The sequence below is a fragment of the Halomonas sp. A020 genome (assembly GCF_027943625.1).
In the GTDB taxonomy this organism is placed as follows: domain Bacteria; phylum Pseudomonadota; class Gammaproteobacteria; order Pseudomonadales; family Halomonadaceae; genus Vreelandella; species Vreelandella piezotolerans.
Genome location: NZ_AP022850.1, coordinates 3,706,455 through 3,724,728, shown reverse-complemented (window position 1 = coordinate 3,724,728; position 18,274 = coordinate 3,706,455). Strand labels below are relative to the sequence as shown.

The 18,274-nt window shown below is 60.5% G+C and carries 20 protein-coding genes; 14 read left to right on the top strand and 6 right to left on the bottom strand.

Going from position 1 to position 18,274, the window contains the following annotated elements:
* The first annotated feature begins 6 nt into the window (after positions 1–6).
* Together FRH_RS17550 and FRH_RS17545 are read left to right on the top strand one after the other, a co-directional pair.
* A complete protein-coding gene (locus FRH_RS17550; protein ID WP_281997349.1) occupies positions 7–825 on the top strand; it encodes a methyltransferase domain-containing protein in 819 nt (272 codons plus the stop codon).
* On the top strand, positions 822–1,811 hold the full coding sequence (locus FRH_RS17545; protein WP_281997347.1) for a methyltransferase: 990 nt from the start codon (positions 822–824) through the stop codon (positions 1,809–1,811). The genes FRH_RS17550 and FRH_RS17545 overlap by 4 nt, the downstream gene beginning before the upstream one ends.
* Positions 1,812–1,829: 18 nt before the next feature.
* On the opposite strand, the gene greB is transcribed toward FRH_RS17545, so the two are convergent.
* A complete protein-coding gene (greB, locus tag FRH_RS17540) occupies positions 1,830–2,372 on the bottom strand; it encodes a transcription elongation factor GreB (RefSeq protein WP_219861174.1) in 543 nt (180 codons plus the stop codon).
* Positions 2,373–2,569: 197 nt separating this feature from the next.
* On the opposite strand from greB, the gene FRH_RS17535 reads away from it, so the two are divergent.
* The 8 genes from FRH_RS17535 (at position 2,570) to FRH_RS17500 (ending at position 10,398) form a co-directional block, all read left to right on the top strand.
* Positions 2,570–3,214, top strand: a complete 645-nt coding sequence (locus tag FRH_RS17535) for a TRAP transporter TatT component family protein (protein ID WP_281997346.1) — start codon at positions 2,570–2,572, stop codon at positions 3,212–3,214.
* A gap of 106 nt (positions 3,215–3,320) precedes the next feature.
* Positions 3,321–3,971 carry an NUDIX domain-containing protein gene (locus tag FRH_RS17530; protein ID WP_153842808.1) on the top strand — a complete coding sequence of 217 codons (651 nt, stop codon included), beginning with the start codon at positions 3,321–3,323 and terminating at the stop codon, positions 3,969–3,971.
* Between the two features lie 9 nt (positions 3,972–3,980).
* Positions 3,981–4,427, top strand: a complete 447-nt coding sequence (locus tag FRH_RS17525; RefSeq protein WP_139527076.1) for a DUF1249 domain-containing protein — start codon at positions 3,981–3,983, stop codon at positions 4,425–4,427.
* Between the two features lie 39 nt (positions 4,428–4,466).
* Entirely contained in the window at positions 4,467–5,201 is a 735-nt protein-coding gene (locus FRH_RS17520) for a phosphodiesterase (RefSeq protein WP_281997344.1), read from the top strand.
* Between the two features lie 188 nt (positions 5,202–5,389).
* A complete protein-coding gene (gene cysD / locus FRH_RS17515; protein ID WP_153842810.1) occupies positions 5,390–6,349 on the top strand; it encodes a sulfate adenylyltransferase subunit CysD in 960 nt (319 codons plus the stop codon).
* Positions 6,349–7,794 carry a sulfate adenylyltransferase subunit CysN gene (cysN, locus tag FRH_RS17510; RefSeq protein ID WP_281997343.1) on the top strand — a complete coding sequence of 482 codons (1,446 nt, stop codon included), beginning with the start codon at positions 6,349–6,351 and terminating at the stop codon, positions 7,792–7,794. The genes cysD and cysN overlap by 1 nt, the downstream gene beginning before the upstream one ends.
* Before the next feature lie 88 nt (positions 7,795–7,882).
* Positions 7,883–8,773: a homocysteine S-methyltransferase family protein gene (locus tag FRH_RS17505; RefSeq protein WP_281997342.1), complete on the top strand. Its 891-nt coding sequence runs from the start codon at positions 7,883–7,885 to the stop codon at positions 8,771–8,773.
* Between the two features lie 38 nt (positions 8,774–8,811).
* Positions 8,812–10,398, top strand: a complete 1,587-nt coding sequence (locus FRH_RS17500; protein WP_281997340.1) for an ABC transporter substrate-binding protein — start codon at positions 8,812–8,814, stop codon at positions 10,396–10,398.
* 58 nt (positions 10,399–10,456) lie between these two features.
* Here FRH_RS17500 and FRH_RS17495 read toward each other — a convergent pair whose 3' ends face one another.
* The 3 genes from FRH_RS17495 to FRH_RS17485 are packed head-to-tail and all read right to left on the bottom strand — an operon-like array spanning position 10,457 to position 12,750.
* Positions 10,457–11,272 carry a substrate-binding domain-containing protein gene (locus tag FRH_RS17495; protein WP_139527082.1) on the bottom strand — a complete coding sequence of 272 codons (816 nt, stop codon included), beginning with the start codon at positions 11,270–11,272 and terminating at the stop codon, positions 10,457–10,459.
* Positions 11,273–11,311: 39 nt separating this feature from the next.
* Positions 11,312–12,049, bottom strand: a complete 738-nt coding sequence (locus FRH_RS17490; protein WP_139527083.1) for an ATP-binding cassette domain-containing protein — start codon at positions 12,047–12,049, stop codon at positions 11,312–11,314.
* A complete protein-coding gene (locus tag FRH_RS17485; RefSeq protein ID WP_281997339.1) occupies positions 12,046–12,750 on the bottom strand; it encodes an ABC transporter permease in 705 nt (234 codons plus the stop codon). Before FRH_RS17485 ends, FRH_RS17490 begins: the two co-directional genes overlap by 4 nt.
* Before the next feature lie 168 nt (positions 12,751–12,918).
* Between FRH_RS17485 and FRH_RS17480 the strand changes: the two genes are divergently transcribed.
* The 4 genes from FRH_RS17480 to FRH_RS17465 all read left to right on the top strand — a co-directional run bounded on the left by FRH_RS17480 (position 12,919) and on the right by FRH_RS17465 (position 16,448).
* A complete protein-coding gene (locus FRH_RS17480; protein WP_281997338.1) occupies positions 12,919–13,800 on the top strand; it encodes a helix-turn-helix transcriptional regulator in 882 nt (293 codons plus the stop codon).
* Between the two features lie 108 nt (positions 13,801–13,908).
* Positions 13,909–14,472, top strand: a complete 564-nt coding sequence (locus FRH_RS17475) for a type 1 glutamine amidotransferase domain-containing protein (RefSeq protein WP_281998177.1) — start codon at positions 13,909–13,911, stop codon at positions 14,470–14,472.
* On the top strand, positions 14,472–15,590 hold the full coding sequence (locus FRH_RS17470) for a phosphatase domain-containing protein (RefSeq protein WP_281997337.1): 1,119 nt from the start codon (positions 14,472–14,474) through the stop codon (positions 15,588–15,590). The genes FRH_RS17475 and FRH_RS17470 overlap by 1 nt, the downstream gene beginning before the upstream one ends.
* A 183-nt stretch (positions 15,591–15,773) precedes the next feature.
* Positions 15,774–16,448, top strand: a complete 675-nt coding sequence (locus FRH_RS17465) for a zinc metallopeptidase (RefSeq protein ID WP_139527088.1) — start codon at positions 15,774–15,776, stop codon at positions 16,446–16,448.
* A gap of 16 nt (positions 16,449–16,464) precedes the next feature.
* On the opposite strand, the gene cmoB is transcribed toward FRH_RS17465, so the two are convergent.
* Positions 16,465–17,475: a tRNA 5-methoxyuridine(34)/uridine 5-oxyacetic acid(34) synthase CmoB gene (cmoB, locus tag FRH_RS17460; protein ID WP_281997336.1), complete on the bottom strand. Its 1,011-nt coding sequence runs from the start codon at positions 17,473–17,475 to the stop codon at positions 16,465–16,467.
* 1 nt (position 17,476) lies between these two features.
* Positions 17,477–18,220, bottom strand: coding sequence for a carboxy-S-adenosyl-L-methionine synthase CmoA (gene cmoA / locus FRH_RS17455; protein WP_281997335.1), 744 nt, complete (start codon positions 18,218–18,220; stop codon positions 17,477–17,479).
* Positions 18,221–18,274: the final 54 nt, after the last annotated feature.

Below are 18,274 nucleotides of genomic sequence, written 5' to 3'. Positions count from 1 at the left end.
AGAGGCATGCACCCGACCTACGAATTAACCGACGCTGGCGACCGCTACTTTGATGGCTTGGCAGATAAGTTCTCTCGCTCGCTCTACCAAGCACCCCGGGGCGAGCTGCGCCTCGCGATGTTGGACTATCTGCTGCCGCGAATGCTGCGCTTGACGGCCCAGCCCGTGCTGGATGTTGGCGGTGGGTTGGGGCAGCTCTCCGGCTGGTTTGCCGCACGTGGTCACACGGTCACCATGGCGGAGCCTTCCCACGATATGCTGTCCCACGCCAAGGCGTGGCACGCTGAGCAAGAGGCCGCTGTGGCGTGGCCACCGGGGCAGCTTTGCTATGTGGAGGCTCCTCTACAGGCGCTGCCCAGCCAAGCACTTGGTCCTTGGCCGCTGATCGCCTGTCACGCGGTGTTGGAGTGGTTAGGCAATCCCGAGCAAGCGCTGAACACCCTCGCAACGCTGCTTGCTCCCGGTGGTCAACTGAGTCTGATGGTGTTCAACCGCGACGCGCTGCGCTTTTCCAACGTGGTGAAGGGCAACTATCAAAAAGCCTTGAGCGATCAGTTGGAAGGTAAAGGCAAGCGCCAGCGCTTAACGCCGATTACCCCCGTTACCCATGACGAGATTGGCCAGTGGGTGAGTCAGAACGGCTTACGTATCGAGAGCGTCGCGGGTATCCGTATTTTTCAGGATTACGTGCGTCAGGCGCCTGAGAAGGCAAGCGATCAAGCAGCATTGCTGGCGCTTGAAAAGCAGTATTGCCAGCAAGACCCCCATTGGCGTTTAGGCCGCTATTTGCTTTATACCGTTACCAAACCCGAGGCTGATGTATGAGTGCTCAACTGCCTACTTGCCAGCTGCTAGAACGTTACTACGGGCAGGCCGCTCGGCTATGGCCTGTCGCGCCTCCAGACGATACGTGGCTGTTAAACCACTCCGCCGCGATGGTGAGTGACAATGTTGCCCTGCGGGAGCAGTGGCAGACCAGTGCGCGTCAAGCCATGAGTCCTTTCGCGCCGTTCGACTGCCTACCCGACGGTCAGGTGGTGCTGTTTTGGCCCAAAGCCCATCAGCTAGGCAAATGGTGGCTGGCGTGGCTCTGCCACGTGCTGCCTGACGATACGCCGGTCGATATCGTGGGCGAGCATCAAGGGGGCATCAAACGCGTGCCCAAGATACTGGATGAGCTGGGCATGGCATGCGACAAGCTCGATAACGCCCGCCGCTGCACGCTCTTTGCCACCCGCACGGTGAACATGGCAGCGCCTGAGAGCGCCTGGCAAACCTTTGACGCCCTGGATATGCGTTTGGTCAGCCACCCAGGCGTGTTTGGTCACGGCAAAGTCGACGAGGGAACGCAGCTTCTGCTGCAGGCCCTGGAGACAGCGCTGCCGAAAAAACCGCTAAAAGTGCTGGATATGGGCTGTGGCGACGGCATCATCAGCGCGTGGCTCGCCAAACGCGGCCATGCGGTCACGGCTGTCGACGTCAGCGCCTTCGCCGCCGAAGCCTGCCGACGAACGCTGCGTGAGAACGCGCTGGAGGGCAGGGTGCTGGAGAGCGACGTTTACTCGGCGTTGGACGACGAGCGTTTCGATGTCATCGTGAGTAACCCGCCGTTTCATCAGGAGCGAGACATCAGCTATGGCCCCAGCTCGCGCTTGATCGATCAAGCGGTAGAGCACCTCCAGGCAAAAGGGCAGTTGTGGCTGGTGGCCAATGCGTTTCTGCCCTATCCTGAGCGATTACAGCGCGCGCTGGGCGAGTTCGAGACGCTGTCGGACAACCGGCGTTTCCGGGTGTATCGCGCCGTCAACTAGTCGTCTTTGGCGTCGAGCTCATGGGCCGCTTGGCGTATCGTAGTGAATGGCCGTCACGGTATAGAACGTTTCGCCGTTGGGAGTCAGCACCGTGACGTCGTCATCGACCTCTTTGCCCAACAGTGCCTTTGCCATGGGCGCGTCGATGCTGATCCAGCGCTTTTGCGTATCGAGCTCGTCGTGGCCGACGATGCGAATCTGAAGTGTTTCTCCCTCGTCGTCCTCCAGACTCACGTAGGCCCCAAAAAAGACCTTGTCGGTATTGGCGGGCAGTCGGTCCACTACCTGCAACTCGTCGAGCCGCTTGGTGAGATAGCGGATGCGCGCAATGACCCGGTTGAGTTCCTTCTTGTTATAGGTGTAATCCGCATTTTCGCTGCGGTCACCCAGCGCGGCGGCTTCGCCCACTTTGGCGGATAGCGCCGGGCGCTTTACCCGTGAAAGGTGATCGAGAATGCCGCGCAGTCGGGCGGCCCCTTCGGCGGTGATCAAATTGCTTTTGGGCGCTTGGCGTGGGTCTTTTGCCGGATCCCGCCAGCGGGTCATGTTGCGACCTTTCATACGTCCATCGTCTCCTTGTACGCCCAAACGGGCGCTTCTGCGGGTAGCCATAAGCTTACGTCGAGGGGGTGTTTTATAACAACGTCGTGAATGTCTGGCGAATCATTCAAACGTTCGTTACATTGTCTAGGTAAGCTATCGTTGGGCTTTAAGGCCCCGATGAAAAAGCCGCTACAACAACAAACCTGGAGGTTTCCATGCGCGCTATTCCCTTTTTCCGCTTGTTGATCGCCGCCGCCCTGGGCAGCACGCTGGCGCTGGCCCCCTTGAGTGCATCGGCGTTCGAGGGGGAGGTCTTTTCACTCAAGAACCGTTGGGAGCACACGGTGACGCAAATGCCCGCGAATCAGCGGGAAGACACGCTGAAAGCGCTCGCCAGCGAAGCCGAGCAGCTCGCCAACCAGTATCCCAATGAGGCCGAGGTGCTGATTTGGCAGGGTATTGTGCTGGCCTCCTACGCGCGTGAACGCGGTGGATTGGGCGCGCTGGGGACGGCCGGTGACGCCCGCGACGTGTTGGAGCGCGCCATCGAGATCGACCCCACGGGAGGCAACGGCTCGGCCTATGTCACGCTGGGTGCTTTATATGACCGAGCCCCAGGCCGCCCGCTGGGATTTGGTAACAGCGATACTGCCGAGCGCATGTTCCAGCGCGCGCTGGAGCTGCGCCCGGACGGCATCGATGTCAACTACTACTACGCGGCGTTTTTAAAAGAAGAGGGCAACACCCCAGCGGCGCGCGAGCATGCCCAGCGCGCGGTGAACGGCACGGCCCGAGAGAATCGCCAGGTGTCCGATGAGGCGCTGCGCCGTGAGGCCGAGGCGTTGCTTGGTCAGCTATGAAATGATGTACCTTTTCCCCTGAACCCTACGCGCGGTTAATCACCGCATTGGCATTCCCGGTGAGCAGCATTGATAATAGGACGATTGTGAACACCGGGAGTGCCGTATGGGCCCTACGCTTGGTCGTGAGGATGTCGAGCTCATCCAACGCGATACCCTCTATCAAGGTTTCTTTCGCCTGGAAGCGCTGGAGCTGCGCCATCGCTTGTTCGAGGGTGGCTGGAGCAAAGCCATGCGCCGCGAAGTGCATCACCGCCACGATGCGGTCGGTGTGCTTTTGTACGATCCACACCGTGACGCGCTGGTGCTAGTCGAGCAGTTTCGCGCCGGGGCGATCGATGACCCTGCCTCTCCGTGGAAATTAGAATTCGTCGCGGGTCTCGTGGATAAAGAGGAATCCCTGGAGGACGTTGCCCGCCGCGAAGCGGTGGAAGAGGCCGGCTGCCAAGTAGGGCAACTGACCAAATTGCACACCTACTACCCTAGCCCCGGCGCCTGCAACGAGCGTGTGACGCTGTTTTGCGGCCTGGTGGATACCCAAGGGCTAGGCGGTGTGTATGGCGTGGACGATGAGCACGAAGACATCCGCGTGCATATCGTCACGTTTACTCGTGCTTGGGAACTCCTAGAGCAGGGAAGACTCGACAACGCCATGTCGTTGATTGGGCTGCATTGGCTGGCGGGGCAGCGGGCATCGCTGCGTGCCGCCTCGCAACGCGCCGCCCTCTCGACGACGGACGCCAAGCGAACCCAGTAAGGAGTCATCATGGCAAGAGCCGCCTACGTTACCGATTTAAAAACCCTGCAGGGCGAATGCAGCGCGAACTATTTGCGCCTGTTGCGTCTGGTGGGGGATATGGAGAGCGGTCAGCGCCGTGATATCGCCCTGCGTGGCGACCACCAGCACTTTGGCGATCTGCATCTCACCATTCTTCAGCAAGCGCCCTATACCACGCTGGTGGAAGTGACCCAGAGCGGGCCACTGGATAGCGTCATCGAAGGGCCGCGCATGCGGGTACATCTCTATCATGATGTGCGTATGGCGGAGGTCATCGATTTTCAGCGCGAACGCCACTTCAGCGGCCGCTACCGCTATCCCAACGCCCGTATGCACCAGCCGGACGAGAAGCTTCAGCTCAATTGCTTCCTAGGCGAATGGTTGGCCCACGGCCTTGCCCATGGGCATGCTGTGGACATACCCGAACTACGTTAATTCACGTCGTATACGATTCAGGTCAAGGGAGCCAGGTGAATGCGGCTTATCCAAATCACCGATTCACACTTACATGCAGATAAGCGGGCGCGCTCCCGCGCGGGAATTCCGTGGCAGCAGTTCCAGCGCGTATTGGAAGCCGTTGCTGCCGAGCGACCCGACGTCGTCGTGTTCACAGGGGATGTCAGCCAAGACGAAACTGCCGCGTCCTATGCCCACGCCCGAGAAGCGCTGAGTGCGCTGCCCTGTCCGTGGTTTTGGATACCGGGTAACCATGATCAGCTAGAGCTGATGAGTGCCGAGCAGCCGCTGCTCGACGAAGTGGATTTGGATCAGTGGCGCTTACTGTTGCTCGATACCCAGGTCGTCGGCAAGCCCCACGGCGAGTTAGGGAGCGATACCCTGAGCGCGCTGGCAGGGCGGCTCGAGCACGACGATCGCCCGACAATGATTGCCATGCACCACCCGCCGGTGGATGTGGGGGCTGCCTGGATGGATGCCATCGGCCTGCAAGACCGCGAGGCGTTTTGGCAGATGTTGAGTGCTTACCCGCAGGTCAAGATGATTCTGTTTGGCCATGCCCATCAAGCTTATGCGCAGTTTCATCCAGTGGCAGGCAGTGATATCGGGGTCTACGGCTGCCCGGCCATGTCAGACCAGTTTCTGCCGGGCGCAAAGGCGTTTGCTATCGATGAAGCGTCGCGCCCTGGCTATCGTATCGTCGATATTCACAGCCATGAGTGGCAGACCTGGGTGGAGCGCGTCGCCGTCTAGCGGCTGTTAGGCATTATGGTTCTAAAAAGATAGTTATTAATTCTTTTGGGTTATTATTGACCTGGCGTTACCCTACCCACAAATGCCCGCCTTGCGTTTCGTACGCGCTGGGCAGTGTACCTGTTTGCAAAGGCTTCCTTGAAAAGCCGTCTAATAAACGCAAGCACCGTTTTGTGAGGGAGTAGGTAATGAACCAGTTTTCTGCGCCGTCGGCGGCGTCGCAACAGGTGCCAAGCGCACCAGATGCTGCCCGACTGACCCACTTGAAGCAGCTCGAAGCCGAGTCGATCCATATCATTCGAGAAGTGGCGGCGGAGTTCAGCAATCCGGTGATGATGTACTCCATCGGTAAAGACTCCTCGGTGATGCTGCACCTGGCGCGCAAAGCCTTCTATCCCGGCACGCCGCCGTTCCCGCTAATGCACATCGACACCACCTGGAAATTCCGCGAAATGATCGCGTTCCGCAACCGTATGGCGGAAGAAGCGGGCATGGAGCTGATCGTGCACACCAACGAGGAGGGGCGGGCGGCCAATATCAACCCCTTCGATCACGGTAGTGCCAAGTACACCGACATCATGAAAACCCAGGCGCTCAAGCAGGCCTTGACCCAACATGGTTTCGATGCCGCGTTTGGCGGTGCGCGCCGCGACGAGGAAGCATCGCGCGCTAAAGAGCGCGTTTACTCCTTCCGTGACAAGTACCATCGCTGGGACCCGAAGAGCCAGCGCCCCGAGCTGTGGAACGTCTACAACGCCAAGGTCAATAAAGGCGAGTCGATTCGTGTCTTTCCGCTCTCCAACTGGACCGAGCTGGATATCTGGCAGTACATCTACCTTGAGTCGATTCCGATCGTGCCGCTGTATTACGCCGCCAAACGCCCGGTGGTCGAGCGCGACGGCATGCAGATCATGGTGGACGATGACCGTCTGCCGTTAGCGCCTGGCGAAGTGCCCGAAGAGAAGTGGGTGCGTTTCCGAACCCTGGGCTGCTACCCGCTCACCGGCGCGGTGGAGTCCAAGGCCGCCACGCTGCCGGAAATCATCCAGGAGATGCTGTTGACCAAAACCAGCGAGCGCAGCGGCCGTGCCATCGACCACGACCAGGCCGGTTCCATGGAGAAGAAAAAGCGTGAGGGGTACTTCTAATGGCACACCAATCGACGTTAATTGCCGATAACATCGAGCAATATCTGCACGAGCACGAAAACAAAGACCTGCTGCGCTTCATTACCTGCGGCAGCGTCGATGACGGTAAATCTACCCTCATCGGCCGGATGCTCCATGACTCCAAGATGATCTTCGAGGATCAATTGGCAGCCATCACCCAGGCCTCTAAAACCAGCGGCACCACCGGCGATACGGTGGATCTGGCACTGCTTGTGGATGGCTTGCAGTCCGAGCGCGAGCAGGGCATCACCATCGATGTGGCCTATCGTTTCTTCTCCACGGACAAGCGCAAGTTCATCATTGCCGACACGCCGGGACATGAGCAGTACACCCGCAACATGGCCACGGGCGCCTCGACGGCCAGTTTGGCGATCATTTTGATCGACGCACGTTACGGTGTGCAGACCCAGACACGTCGCCACAGCTTCATTGCCGACCTGCTGGGTATTCAGCACTTGGTCATTGCGGTCAATAAGATGGACTTAGTGGGCTTCTCGGAAGCGCGCTTCAACGAGATCGTCGACGAGTACCGCGAATTCGCCACCAACCTGCAGGCGCCGGACATCCGCTTCGTGCCAATGTCAGCGCTCAATGGCGACAACGTCGTCAACCGCAGCGAGCAAACGCCCTGGTACTTCGAGGATGGCCAGCGCTACGAGAGCAAAACGCTGATCGAACTGCTGGAAAACGTCGAGATCACCCGCGACCAGAACCTCACCGACTTGCGTCTGCCTGTTCAGTACGTCAATCGCCCGAACCTGGACTTTCGGGGTTACTGCGGCACGCTCTCGGCAGGAGTGTTGCGCCCAGGCCAGGCGGTCAAGGCGCTGCCGTCCGGTAAAACGTCCCGTGTGGCGCGCGTGGTGACCTTCGACGGCGACTTGGATGCGGCCTATCCCGGCCAGGCGGTGACCGTCACCCTGGAAGACGAGATCGACATTTCCCGCGGCGATTGGATCGTCAGCGCCGATGCCGAGATTCCGCTGTCGAACGTCTTCAGCGCCGATATCGTGTGGATGCACGAAGATGCCCTCACGCCCGGCAAGCTCTACGACATCAAGCTGGCCACCCGGGATTTGGCGGGGCAGGTCAGCGCCATCGAGTACCAGATCGACGTCAACACGCTGGAGAAGCATGCCACCGATGCGTTGAGCCTCAACGCCATTGCCCGCTGTGAGGTGGAGTTGACCGCCGCTATCCCCGTCGACGACTATCGCACCAGCCCAGGCACTGGCAGCTTCATCGTGATCGACCGGCTGACCAACGTGACCGTGGGCGCGGGTATGATTCGCGGCGTGGCGAACGCTCGCGAGCAGGCGGTGACCACCGACTGGGCTGCCTTCGAGCGCGATCTGAACGCCCTGGTGCGTAAACATTTCCCGCATTGGGAAGCCAAAGATATTGGGTTGCTGCTGGGACGCTAACACTGCCCCCATTGAACCCTTGTTGACGCCGCTCTGCGGCGTCAACTTTTAGGTAAAGCTGAATCGAGACACCAAGGAGCCAGAGTCGATGTTAACCCTATTGGACGGTGGTTTAGGGCGTGAGTTAAAGCGGCTGGGAGCGCCGTTTCGCCAGCCGGAGTGGTCGGCGCTGGCGCTCATGGAAGCCCCCGAGTGTGTGACCCAAGCGCATCGCGCGTTCATCCAAGCGGGCGCCGAGGTGATTACCACCAATGCCTATGCCGTCGTGCCGTTTCATATTGGCGAGGCGTGTTTTGCCGAGCGCGGCCTGGCACTGGCGACGCTGGCGGGAAAGTTGGCGCGTGACAGCGTGGCGGGGGAGGCGGTGACCGTCGCCGGATCGCTGCCGCCGCTGTTCGGCTCCTATCAGCCGGCGCTCTTCGATGCCCAGCGCGCGCCCGAGCTGTTGGCGACGCTGATCGAAGGGCAGGCCCCTTACGTGGACGTGTGGCTGGCAGAGACGCTGAGCGCCACGCAGGAGGCTCGAGCGGTGGCCACCGCGCTGGGGAACGATCCTCGTCCGCGCTGGTTCTCGTTCACCTTGCAAGACGCCGACGAAAACGGCGAACTGCCCTGCGCGCTGCGCTCCGGCGAGGGAGTAGCGGTGGCGGTGAGTGCGGTGCTCGAGGCGGGTGGCGAGGCGCTGCTGTTCAACTGTAGCCAAGCCGAGGTGATGGAAGAGGCGCTACGCCAGGCGCAGGCGGCCATGGACGCCAAAGGGGCCACGCTGCGTTTGGGGGTGTACGCCAATAGCTTCGTGCCGCAGAGCAACCGCATCGCCGCCAATGCCGGTGTGAGCGATATGCGCGATGACCTAGGGCCAGACGCCTACGCCGACTTCGCCAAGCGCTGGCAGGCGGCGGGGGCCACCATGATCGGCGGCTGCTGTGGCATTGGCCCGGAGCATATTGCCAAGTTGGCCGACGCGGTACGCCGCTAATCGCTGGTTGTTATTGATTGCAGAGGATGAATCACCCCATGAAGAAAGCAACGAACTTGCCCGGTGAGGGGCGTGCGGCAGGCGTGACACGGCGCCAGTTTCTGCAGCACTCCGCCGCGCTGTCGGTGTCTGCCAGCGCTTTGGGCGGGCTACTGCTGCCACGCTGGGCGAGCGCGCAAACGGAGGTCACTCCGCAACGCGGCGGGCACCTGGTTTTGGCGATTGACAATGCCTCCACCAGCGACCGCCTGGACCCGGCCTATTACTTCGAGCAGTACATGTACCACGTGGGGCGCCAGCTGTTTAACACCCTGACCGAACTTCACGATGACGGGTCGCTGGCGCCCGGTTTGGCCGAGTCTTGGGAAACGAACGATGCGACGCACTGGGTGTTTACCCTGCGGCAAGGGGTGACGTTCCACAACGGCAAGACCCTCACTGCGGAGGACGTGGTGTACTCGCTGAACCATCACCGTGCCGAGGAGTCGCCCTCGGCGGTGAAGGGCTACATGGAGCAGATCATCGAGCTGACCGCCCGTGGCAGCCACGACGTGGTCATGACGCTCTCTGCCCCCAATATGGATCTGCCGTATTTGCTGGGAGAGGTAAACTTTGCCATCACGCCGGCAGGTGCCAATTTCGATGAGGGCATCGGCACCGGGCCGTTCGTGCTGGAAAGCTTCGAGCCGGGCGTGCGTACCCTGGTCAAGCGCAACGACAACTACTGGAAGTCGGATCGTGCCTTCGTCGATAGCGTCGAAACCCGCGCCTTCAACGATGCCACCGCCCGGGTGGCGGCGCTGATGAGTGGGTCGGTGCACTTCGTCAACCGCGTGACGCCGAGCATCGTCAGCCGTTTGGAGGGCGCGTCATCGCTCACCATCAACCGTAATTCGGGCAGCTTCCAAGTGACGTTTCCTGGCTTGGCTGATCGTGCGCCCTTCGATAACAAAGACGTTCGTTTGGCCATGAAATACGCCCTCGACCGAGAGCAGCTGTTGAATCTGCTGGTGCAAGGCTATGGCCAAGTAGGTAACGATACGCCGCTGTTCCCCAGCAATCGTTATTTCACCACCGACCTTCCCAGCCATGCCTTCGATCCTGACAAAGCGCTTCACCATTGGTGTCAATCGGGTATGGACAGGCCCATTCGGCTGAGTACTGCGGATGGCGCTACCTTCGAAGGGGCGGTCTCGGCAGCGGAGCTTTACCAACAGTCGGCCCAGCGCGCAGGCATCCCGCTGGAGGTCAATCGCGTACCCGCCGATGGCTATTGGTCGGAAGTGTGGCGTCAGCACGAATTCTGCGCGTCCGGTTGGTCGAGCCGCCCTACGGCGGATGCCTATCTCTCCATGGTCAATTTATCCAACGCGCCGTGGAACGAAGCGCGCTGGGCCAATGAGCAGCTCGATCAATTGATCATCGCGGCGCGCGGCGAACAGGACGAGGCCACGCGGCGTCAGATGTACCATGACATTCAGGTGCTCTATCAGCAGGAGGGTAGCACCGTGGCACCGCTGTATATGGATTCGATTTCGGCCAATCGTGCCAACGTGCGGGGGTATGTCGACGTGCCGGGAGAGGTAGCGACTCGCTCGGTCGAAAAGATGTGGATCGCCAGTTGAACCGAGGGTGATTCCTGCGCCAGCCCGTTCAATGCGGGCTGGCGCTTTGTCGATAGGCTTACTCAGCGTTGGGGAAAAACAGCTGTTGGCCGTCTACTTTAAAGTCGGCAATCGCCTGCTGGCCTTCCTCAGAGACCAGCCACTGGTGCCACTGGGCAGCTAAATCGTGCTTCAAGTGCGGATGACGCTCCTCCGAGAGCAGTAGACTGCCGTACTGATTGAACAGCGCCTCGTCGCCTTCGAACAGCAGCGTGAGGTTTTGCGGATTATCGAACGCGACCCAGGTGGCACGGTCGGTAAAGGTGTAAGCGTCCATACCCGCAGCGGTATTCAATGTCGGGCCCATACCGCTGCCCAGCTCCCGGTACCACTCGCCTTGGGGCGTCACGCCCGCATCTTCCCACAAACGCAGCTCGGCGCGGTTCGTACCGCTATCATCGCCGCGTGAGGCAAACGGTGATTCGCTCTCGGCGATACGTGCAAAGGCGTCGGCAACGCTCTCGCTGTCACTGATGCCCGCCGGGTCGTCACTGGGTCCTACGATCACGAAGTCGTTGTACATCACGTCCAAACGCTCCGTAGCGTAACCCTCCGCCACGAACTGCTCCTCGCCTGCCGTATCATGTACCAGAAGGCTGTCGGCATCACCACGGCGGCCGATTTCGAACGCCTGTCCGGTGCCGACGGCCACCACGCGCACATCGATGCCGGTGGCCTCGGTGAAGGTGGGAATGATGGCGTCGAACAGTCCTGAGTTTTCGGTCGAGGTCGTAGAGGCGAGCGTAATGAAATCGTCATCCGCGAGTAGCGAAGCGCTCCAGGCCAAGGCGGTCGTGCATACGCTGGCGGTGATTAGCGTGGTGGTTTTGTTCACGGTCTGCTCCTTTGGGTCTTGTTCAACGCTGGGTGGGGCTTACCAAACCAGCTCGCCCCGGATGAACGCCCTGGCCTGGGAAGAGGTCGGGGCGTCGAAAAAACGCTCGGCGGGGGTGTGTTCCAATACCTGTCCGCCATACATGAACAGCACGTCATCGGCGAGCCGCTTCGCCTGGTGCAAGTCGTGGGTCGTCATCACGATGCGCGTGCCGCTCTGGTGAAATTCGTTGACCGCGTCCTCGACGGCCTTGATGGCGGCAGGGTCGAGGGCCGAGGTCGGTTCATCCAAAAACAGCACGGCGGGGTTCAGCAGCCAAGCGCGGGCCAGGGTTAGACGCTGCTGTTCGCCGCCCGACAGCACCCGGGCAGGGCGCTTGGCCAGTGCGGCAAGGCCAAATTTTTCCAACGCTTGCAGGGCGAGCGCTTGGCGTTTTGGGCGTGGCACGTCTTTGACGGCCAGCGCATAGCGCAAGTTATCGATCACCGAGCGGCGTAGCAGAACCGGCCGCTGGAACACCATGGCCTGCACCGGCGGCTTGCCCTCCCAACGGACTTGGCCGCTACTTGGGCTGAGCAGACCGTGGGCCAAGCGCATGAATAGGCTTTTACCCGCTCCGTTGGGCCCCATGATGAGCGTGCGCTGACAGCCGGACAGCGTGAGCGTGGTCGGCACCAACAGGGCGTGGCCGCGGTGGGTAAAGCTCGCCTGCTGAAAGTGCAGGGCTGGCACATCGGCCAGTGGGGTGAGAGAGGAGGAAGTGAGCGGTGCGTTCATCCTAATCGCCTCTTGGCCGCTTCACTGACCGCATGGGCCAGCGCGTTGATCAGCGTGACCAGCGCCAGCAGGATGATGCCCAGGCCGAGTGCCAACGGCAGATCGCCCTTGCTGGTTTCCAGCACGATGCTGGTGGTCATCACGCGCGTCACCCCATCGATATTGCCACCGACGATCATCACCGCACCCACTTCGGCACTGGCACGGCCGAAGCCAGCCAAAACGACCGTCAGCAGGCCAAAGCGTGCATCCCACAGCAGGGTGGGCATCATGCGTAGCGGCGTTAGCCCGAGTGAGCGAAGCTGTTCGTCATACTCGTGGTGCAAGGCTTCCACTTGTTGGCGTGTCAGCGCAGCGATAATGGGAAAGACCAGGATGACTTGGGCAACCACCATGGCGCTGGGTGTGAACAGCAGGCCAAGCGATCCCAGCGGCCCCGCTCTGGAGAGCATCAAATAGACGCATAGACCCGCCACGACCGGCGGTAACCCCATCAGCGCGTTGAGCACCACGATCATGCCGTTGCGACCAGGGAAGCGCCACAACGCCAGCGCGGCACCCACCGGCAGCGCCAAAGCGCTGGCGACCAGCACGGCGCTCAGCGACACCTGCAGCGAAAGCGCCACGATGTCGATCAAGTTCGAGTCCATGCCCAGAATCAGCGTGAGCGCCGTGTAGAAAGGATTATCACTAGCTGCCATAAGGACCTGATTCAATAGCACCGGGTTGCGCACACGCCAGTGCGATGGCCGCGGAATAAAGAGAAAAATTCAGCATGTTCGTCAAGCTGCATAGTGTACGTTTACTTGATGTAATGCATTGGTTGCTGAAATATATGCAGTCATACGCAGTTGGATGCAGGATGAACCATGCCGAACGACTATTTGACCACCGCTGAAGTGGCAGACTATTTGCGTTTGAAAGAGCGCAAGGTGTACGACCTCGTCCGACAAGGTCATATTCCCTGCAGCCGTGCTACGGGAAAGCTGCTGTTTCCTCGGCAGCACATCGATATGTGGGTGCTTAGCCACTTGGAGGGCGACCAAGCGCAGCGGCAGCCGCCGCCGCCCGTGTTGGTGGGCAGCCAGGACCCGCTGTTGGAGTGGGCCGTGCGCGAAAGTGGCAGCGATCTGGCCTCGTTGTGTCAGGGCAGTGGCGACGGCGTGCGCCGCTTGCTGGAGGGCAAGGCGATGCTGGCGGGAATTCATTTGCTGGACGCAGCTTCCGGGCGCTATAACGAACCGGCCGCGTTGGGCCTTGGGGGCGTGCGCGATTTGATCGTATTGCACTGGGCCACACGACGCCAGGGCCTGCTGTTAGCTCCGGGTAATCCGCTGGGCATTCAATCGGTGGGCGACATTGCCAAGCGCAAAGCCGTGCTGGCCCATCGCCAGCCGGGTGCCGGGGCCGCGCAACTCTTGAGCTGTTTGCTAGAGCAGGCGGGCATCCCTCCGGAAGCCCTGAGATGGTCGGCGCACCCTGCGCTCAGCGAAGACGACTTGGCGCTGACCATCGCTCAGGGCGATGCCGATGTCGGTCTTGGTATGCAGGCCGCGGCACAGCGCCAGCAGTTGGCGTTCGTCCCGCTCGTAGAGGAGTCGTTCGATGTAGTGATGCATCGACGCAGCTATTTCGAGCCTGCCGTACAGGCGCTCTTTGCGTTTGCCCGTACGGCCCGTTTTGCCCAGCGGGCCAGTACGCTGAGCGGTTACGATGTGCGCCTGCTGGGTCGCGTGTTGTACAACGCTTAAGCGCCCAGCGGCTGGACGATTTCGGTATCTGCGCTTGACGATTGTATAAGATGCGCCACACTGGGAGAGGCGTTGTAAACGCACACTCATCACGAAAAGGAGAGCATGATGAATCAAGCACTGAACGGTAAACGCGTGGCTATTTTAGCCACCGACGGTTTCGAAGAGTCTGAGCTGAGCGTACCTCGCGCGGCGCTTCAAAAAGAAGGTGTCGAGGTGCATGTCGTGTCCCCGGAAGGCAAGGGCATTCGCGCCTGGGCCGAAACCGATTGGGGCGATACTTACGATGCCGATAAGGCGCTAGCCGATGCCCACGAGTCGGACTATCACGCCCTGGTCCTCCCAGGCGGTCTGTTCAACCCTGACGAGCTGCGTTTGAATGAAGGCGCGCTGAGCTTCGTCAAAGCGTTCTTCCAAGCGGGCAAGCCCGTTGCTGCCATCTGTCACGCGCCTTGGATTCTCATTAATGCAGGCGTTGTCGACGGGCGCAAGATGACCTCCGTGCCCAGCGTTGCCCAAGACCTGCGCAATGCGGGTGTCAACTGGGTCGACGAGCCGGTAGTGGTCGATAGCGGTCTCGTGACCAGCCGTACTCCTAAAGACCTGGACGCCTTCAACGCCAAACTGCTGGAGGAGCTGCAGGAAGGGCGGCATTCAGGTCAGCACGCTTAATGGCGTGGTACCACCAGTGGGCAAGCTTCGCCAAAAGGCTTGCCCACGTCATTGCAAAACCGATGAAGCGGGACAGCGGCCGCAGTGGGGTGATGGTACATCCCTATCGTGGCTATGGCTCTCAGCAGGAAGTTTTCGTTATGGGCCGAGTGTTCCGCCAGGCGGCACTCGGTCGCGCCATTCCTAGGCGCGGCGTGCTGCGTGATACCGCCGATGTCGCGCGTCGCGTCTTTCGTCGTGGCCTCGCCAATGCCCAGGTAGATCTACGAATTGGCGACAACGAGCTCTGCTTGACCACCGACCGCGACGGCTACTTTGATGCTCACTTGCCTATCAAAACGCCCTTGCCGGTCGACGTTTCCTGGCACCGCGCCGATATTTTGGTGCGCGCCAAGGGACACCCACCCGTTCGTACCAGCGTCGAGGTCTATGTTCCGCCTCCTGAAGCGGATCTGCTAGTGATTAGCGATATCGATGACACGGTGATGTTCACGGGTGTCGCGGAAAAGCTCAAAATGCTCTATCGGTTGTTCGTGCGTAAGCCGCACCGCCGAACGGCATTCCCCGGTGTGGCGTCGCTCTACCAAGCGCTTTACCGTGGCCGAACCGAAAAGGGTGAACGCCCGATCCTATACGTCTCCCGGGGTCCTTGGGCTATTTATGAGATGCTGGAAGCCTTTTTCCAAATGAACCGGATTCCGATTGGGCCAATACTGTTTTTGCGCGAGTGGGGCATCTCCTGGCGCAAACCATGGCCCCGCCGAGCGGAAGCGCACAAACGAGAACTCATCGATCGTATGCTGGCGTTATACGACGACATGCCCTGCATCTTGATTGGTGACAGCGGTCAACATGACCCCGAAGTTTATACGGAGGTCGTCAAAGCCTACCCGGATCGGATCAAATCGATCTACATACGTCGTGTCGATAACAATCCACAGCGGGAGGCCGCCATTCAGCGCTTGCGCGATGAGTTAGCTCATACCGAGTGTGAGCTCGTTCTGGCGGCAGATAGCATTTTGATTGCCGAACACGCCCACGCCCAAGGCGATATTTCGGCGCGTGGCTTGCAGGCCGTTCAGCGTGATGTGGAAGCACATCGCAACGAGCCTGCCTAAGCTGTGTTTCCCCGCCATTCGTGATAAAAACTAATCTCGAAGAGCGTTTCTCGAAGAGCGATTCTCGAAAACTATTATCGAAAACCCTATTCGAATAACGAAACGCTACTCGAACGGTCCTCTCATTACCCATCGATAGGGTGATGCTGGCGTATTCCTAACTGGCAGGTCTGCGGTGTTGCGATGCTGATTCTTCTTGTCGTATTGGCACTGGCCATTTTCGTCTTGCCCAATCTGTGGGCGAAGTGGGTGTTGAAGCGCCATACCCGTGGGCGTGACGACTACCCGGGCACCGGCGCGGAGTTGGCCGAGCATCTGCTGCGCCGCTTGGGCGTCGAGGGCGTGCGAGTCGAGCGTACCGAGCAGGGGGACCATTACGACCCCGAATCGCGCTGCGTGCGCTTGACCCCCGACCATTACGATGGCCGCTCGCTCACGGCGGTGACCGTTGCCGCCCATGAAGTGGGTCATGCCATTCAGCACCATGAAGGCTACGCGCCGCTGCTGGCTCGCAGCCGCTTGGTCACGTTGGCGCAAAAAGCCGAAAAGCTGGGCGCCATTTTGATGATGGCCGCGCCTTTTCTCTTCCTACTCACGCGGTTACCCGGTGGGCTGGCCATGGTCATTGCCATGGCGGTGATCAGCTTCGGCACGGCGGCGCTGGTGCATCTCGTCACGCTGCCGGTGGAGTTCGATGCCAGCTTCAATCGTGCGCTGCCGCTGCTCAAAGAGTACGTCCCGCCCGCCGATATGGCCGGTGCCCGCCACGTGCTCACCGCCTGCGCCTTTACCTACGTGGCCGCGTCACTGGCCAGCGTGATGAACCTAGGCCGCTGGCTGGTGATTCTCCGGCGTTAGGCGACGCTGAGATTGCCTACGTCGGCTTGTTTGCCAGAATCACCGCCCGGCGCGGCGCCGGATAGCCCTCGACGGTGCGGCTGCGATCATGGGGGTCGAGAAAGTCCGCCAGCGACTGGTAGGTCATCCACTCGGTGGAGCGCTGCTCGTCGAGTGTCGTCACTGCTTCGTCAACGACCCGCACATTGGTATAGCCGCAGCGCGAAAGCCAGTGGTACAGCGCTTTGGAGGAGGGCAGAAAGTAGACGTTAGGCATGGCGGCGTAACGCTCGCCGGGGACGAACACGGTCTGCTCGTCGCCTTCCACCACCAGGGTTTCCAGTACCAGCTCGCCGCCGGGGGCCAAAGCGTCTTTTAGCTGCTGCAGGTGTTCGAGCGGCGATGGACGGTGGTAAAGCACGCCCATGGAGAACACCGTATCGAAGAAACCCAGGTTCTCCGGTACGTCTTCGATACCCACCGGCAGAAACTGCGTGCGGCCGTCGTCGGCGTTGCCAACGAAATGGCGCACTGCCTGGAACTGCCAGTAAAAGCGCGGCGATGGGTCGATCACTAACACGAAAGCGGCACCTGCACCCGCCATCCGCCAAGCGTGATAGCCGCTGCCGCCGCCGACATCCAACACTTTGCGATACTTAAGCGGTGCCAGATGCGGGGAGACCCTTTGCCATTTCCAATCCGAGCGCCACTCGGTGTCGATCTCGATACCCCCCAGGCTAAACGGGCCTTTGCGCCATGGGGCCAGCTTGCGCAGCAGGTTGAAGCACTGGCGCTGCTGGCTGTCGGTGAGCTCGAGTTCGACTGTCAGCGTATCGCTGTTCAAATCCACACGGCGCTCGTCCGGCAGCGGCGGCAGTTTGGCCACGGCTTTTTCCCAGGCAGAGAGGTCGCCGTGGCGCTGGCGGTCCAGTCCGCTGGCGAGCTGCTCGGGGAGTTTGGCCAGCCAAGGCGTCAGCGAGGCATCCTGGGCCGCTTGGTCCAGAAACGCTTGATACAGCACGCGATGATCGTCGGGGAGTAGCGCCACCTTAACCCTCCTTGAAGGCGATCAGCGAGGTGAAGTTCAGGTACTGGAACCAGGTCATGGAGCGGGGGAAACCCGCCAGCGACAAGCGCTCGTGCAGCGCATCGAGCGTATCGGGAATCAGCACGTTCTCGAGCGCGGTGCGCTTTTGGCTGATCTCCATATCGCTATAGCCGTTGGCACGCTTGAAGTCGTGGTAGCGCTCGACCCGCCAGGCATTGTCGCGCTCGTCGGCATCGACGGTCTTTTCCGACAAAATCAGCACGCCGCCGGGCTCCAGTGCATCATAAAGGCGCTCGAGCAGCGCATCCCGGTCGGCCGGGGGCAAGAATTGCAGCGTAAAGTTGAGAATGATCATCCCCGACGGCGCATACTCGTAGGTACGAATATCGGCTTCTTCGACCTGCAACGCATGGTCGGGGCACTCCTCGAGAAAGGTCTGCTTGGCGCGGACGGCCATGGCCGGGGAAAGGTCGATACCGGTATAGCGGAACGCATCGGCGGGCAGGGCGCCTGCCAGGGCAAGGCCGGAGGCGCCCAGCGAGCAGCCCAGATCGTACACGTGGGCACCGTGGCGCAGATGGCGTTTGGCAATCAGGCTCAGCATACCCAGGATTTGGCCATAGCCGGGCACCGAGCGGCGGATCATATCAGGGAAGCATGCGACGACCTGCTCATCAAAGGAGAACCTAGCCACCTTGTCTAGGGGTGTTGAAAAGATAGCGTCGCGGTAAGATGCATCACTCATGGGCAAGCCAGGATGGTTAATGAGGTTGCGTAGTTTACGCGCCCTTGTTATCGC

What these genes read in the sequence shown, in the direction of transcription:
- cysN (WP_281997343.1), top strand. Translation starts at nt 6,349, where the DNA reads ATGGCACACCAATCGACGTTAATTGCCGATAACATCGAGCAATATCTG.
- FRH_RS17480 (WP_281997338.1), top strand. Translation starts at nt 12,919, where the DNA reads ATGCCGAACGACTATTTGACCACCGCTGAAGTGGCAGACTATTTGCGT.
- greB (WP_219861174.1), bottom strand. Translation starts at nt 2,372, where the DNA reads ATGAAAGGTCGCAACATGACCCGCTGGCGGGATCCGGCAAAAGACCCA.
- FRH_RS17525 (WP_139527076.1), top strand. Translation starts at nt 3,981, where the DNA reads ATGGCAAGAGCCGCCTACGTTACCGATTTAAAAACCCTGCAGGGCGAA.
- FRH_RS17530 (WP_153842808.1), top strand. Translation starts at nt 3,321, where the DNA reads ATGGGCCCTACGCTTGGTCGTGAGGATGTCGAGCTCATCCAACGCGAT.
- FRH_RS17490 (WP_139527083.1), bottom strand. Translation starts at nt 12,049, where the DNA reads ATGAACGCACCGCTCACTTCCTCCTCTCTCACCCCACTGGCCGATGTG.
- FRH_RS17500 (WP_281997340.1), top strand. Translation starts at nt 8,812, where the DNA reads ATGAAGAAAGCAACGAACTTGCCCGGTGAGGGGCGTGCGGCAGGCGTG.
- FRH_RS17535 (WP_281997346.1), top strand. Translation starts at nt 2,570, where the DNA reads ATGCGCGCTATTCCCTTTTTCCGCTTGTTGATCGCCGCCGCCCTGGGC.
- FRH_RS17465 (WP_139527088.1), top strand. Translation starts at nt 15,774, where the DNA reads ATGCTGATTCTTCTTGTCGTATTGGCACTGGCCATTTTCGTCTTGCCC.
- FRH_RS17475 (WP_281998177.1), top strand. Translation starts at nt 13,909, where the DNA reads ATGAATCAAGCACTGAACGGTAAACGCGTGGCTATTTTAGCCACCGAC.
- FRH_RS17550 (WP_281997349.1), top strand. Translation starts at nt 7, where the DNA reads ATGCACCCGACCTACGAATTAACCGACGCTGGCGACCGCTACTTTGAT.
- FRH_RS17545 (WP_281997347.1), top strand. Translation starts at nt 822, where the DNA reads ATGAGTGCTCAACTGCCTACTTGCCAGCTGCTAGAACGTTACTACGGG.
- FRH_RS17485 (WP_281997339.1), bottom strand. Translation starts at nt 12,750, where the DNA reads ATGGCAGCTAGTGATAATCCTTTCTACACGGCGCTCACGCTGATTCTG.
- cysD (WP_153842810.1), top strand. Translation starts at nt 5,390, where the DNA reads ATGAACCAGTTTTCTGCGCCGTCGGCGGCGTCGCAACAGGTGCCAAGC.
- FRH_RS17520 (WP_281997344.1), top strand. Translation starts at nt 4,467, where the DNA reads ATGCGGCTTATCCAAATCACCGATTCACACTTACATGCAGATAAGCGG.
- FRH_RS17505 (WP_281997342.1), top strand. Translation starts at nt 7,883, where the DNA reads ATGTTAACCCTATTGGACGGTGGTTTAGGGCGTGAGTTAAAGCGGCTG.
- FRH_RS17470 (WP_281997337.1), top strand. Translation starts at nt 14,472, where the DNA reads ATGGCGTGGTACCACCAGTGGGCAAGCTTCGCCAAAAGGCTTGCCCAC.
- cmoA (WP_281997335.1), bottom strand. Translation starts at nt 18,220, where the DNA reads ATGAGTGATGCATCTTACCGCGACGCTATCTTTTCAACACCCCTAGAC.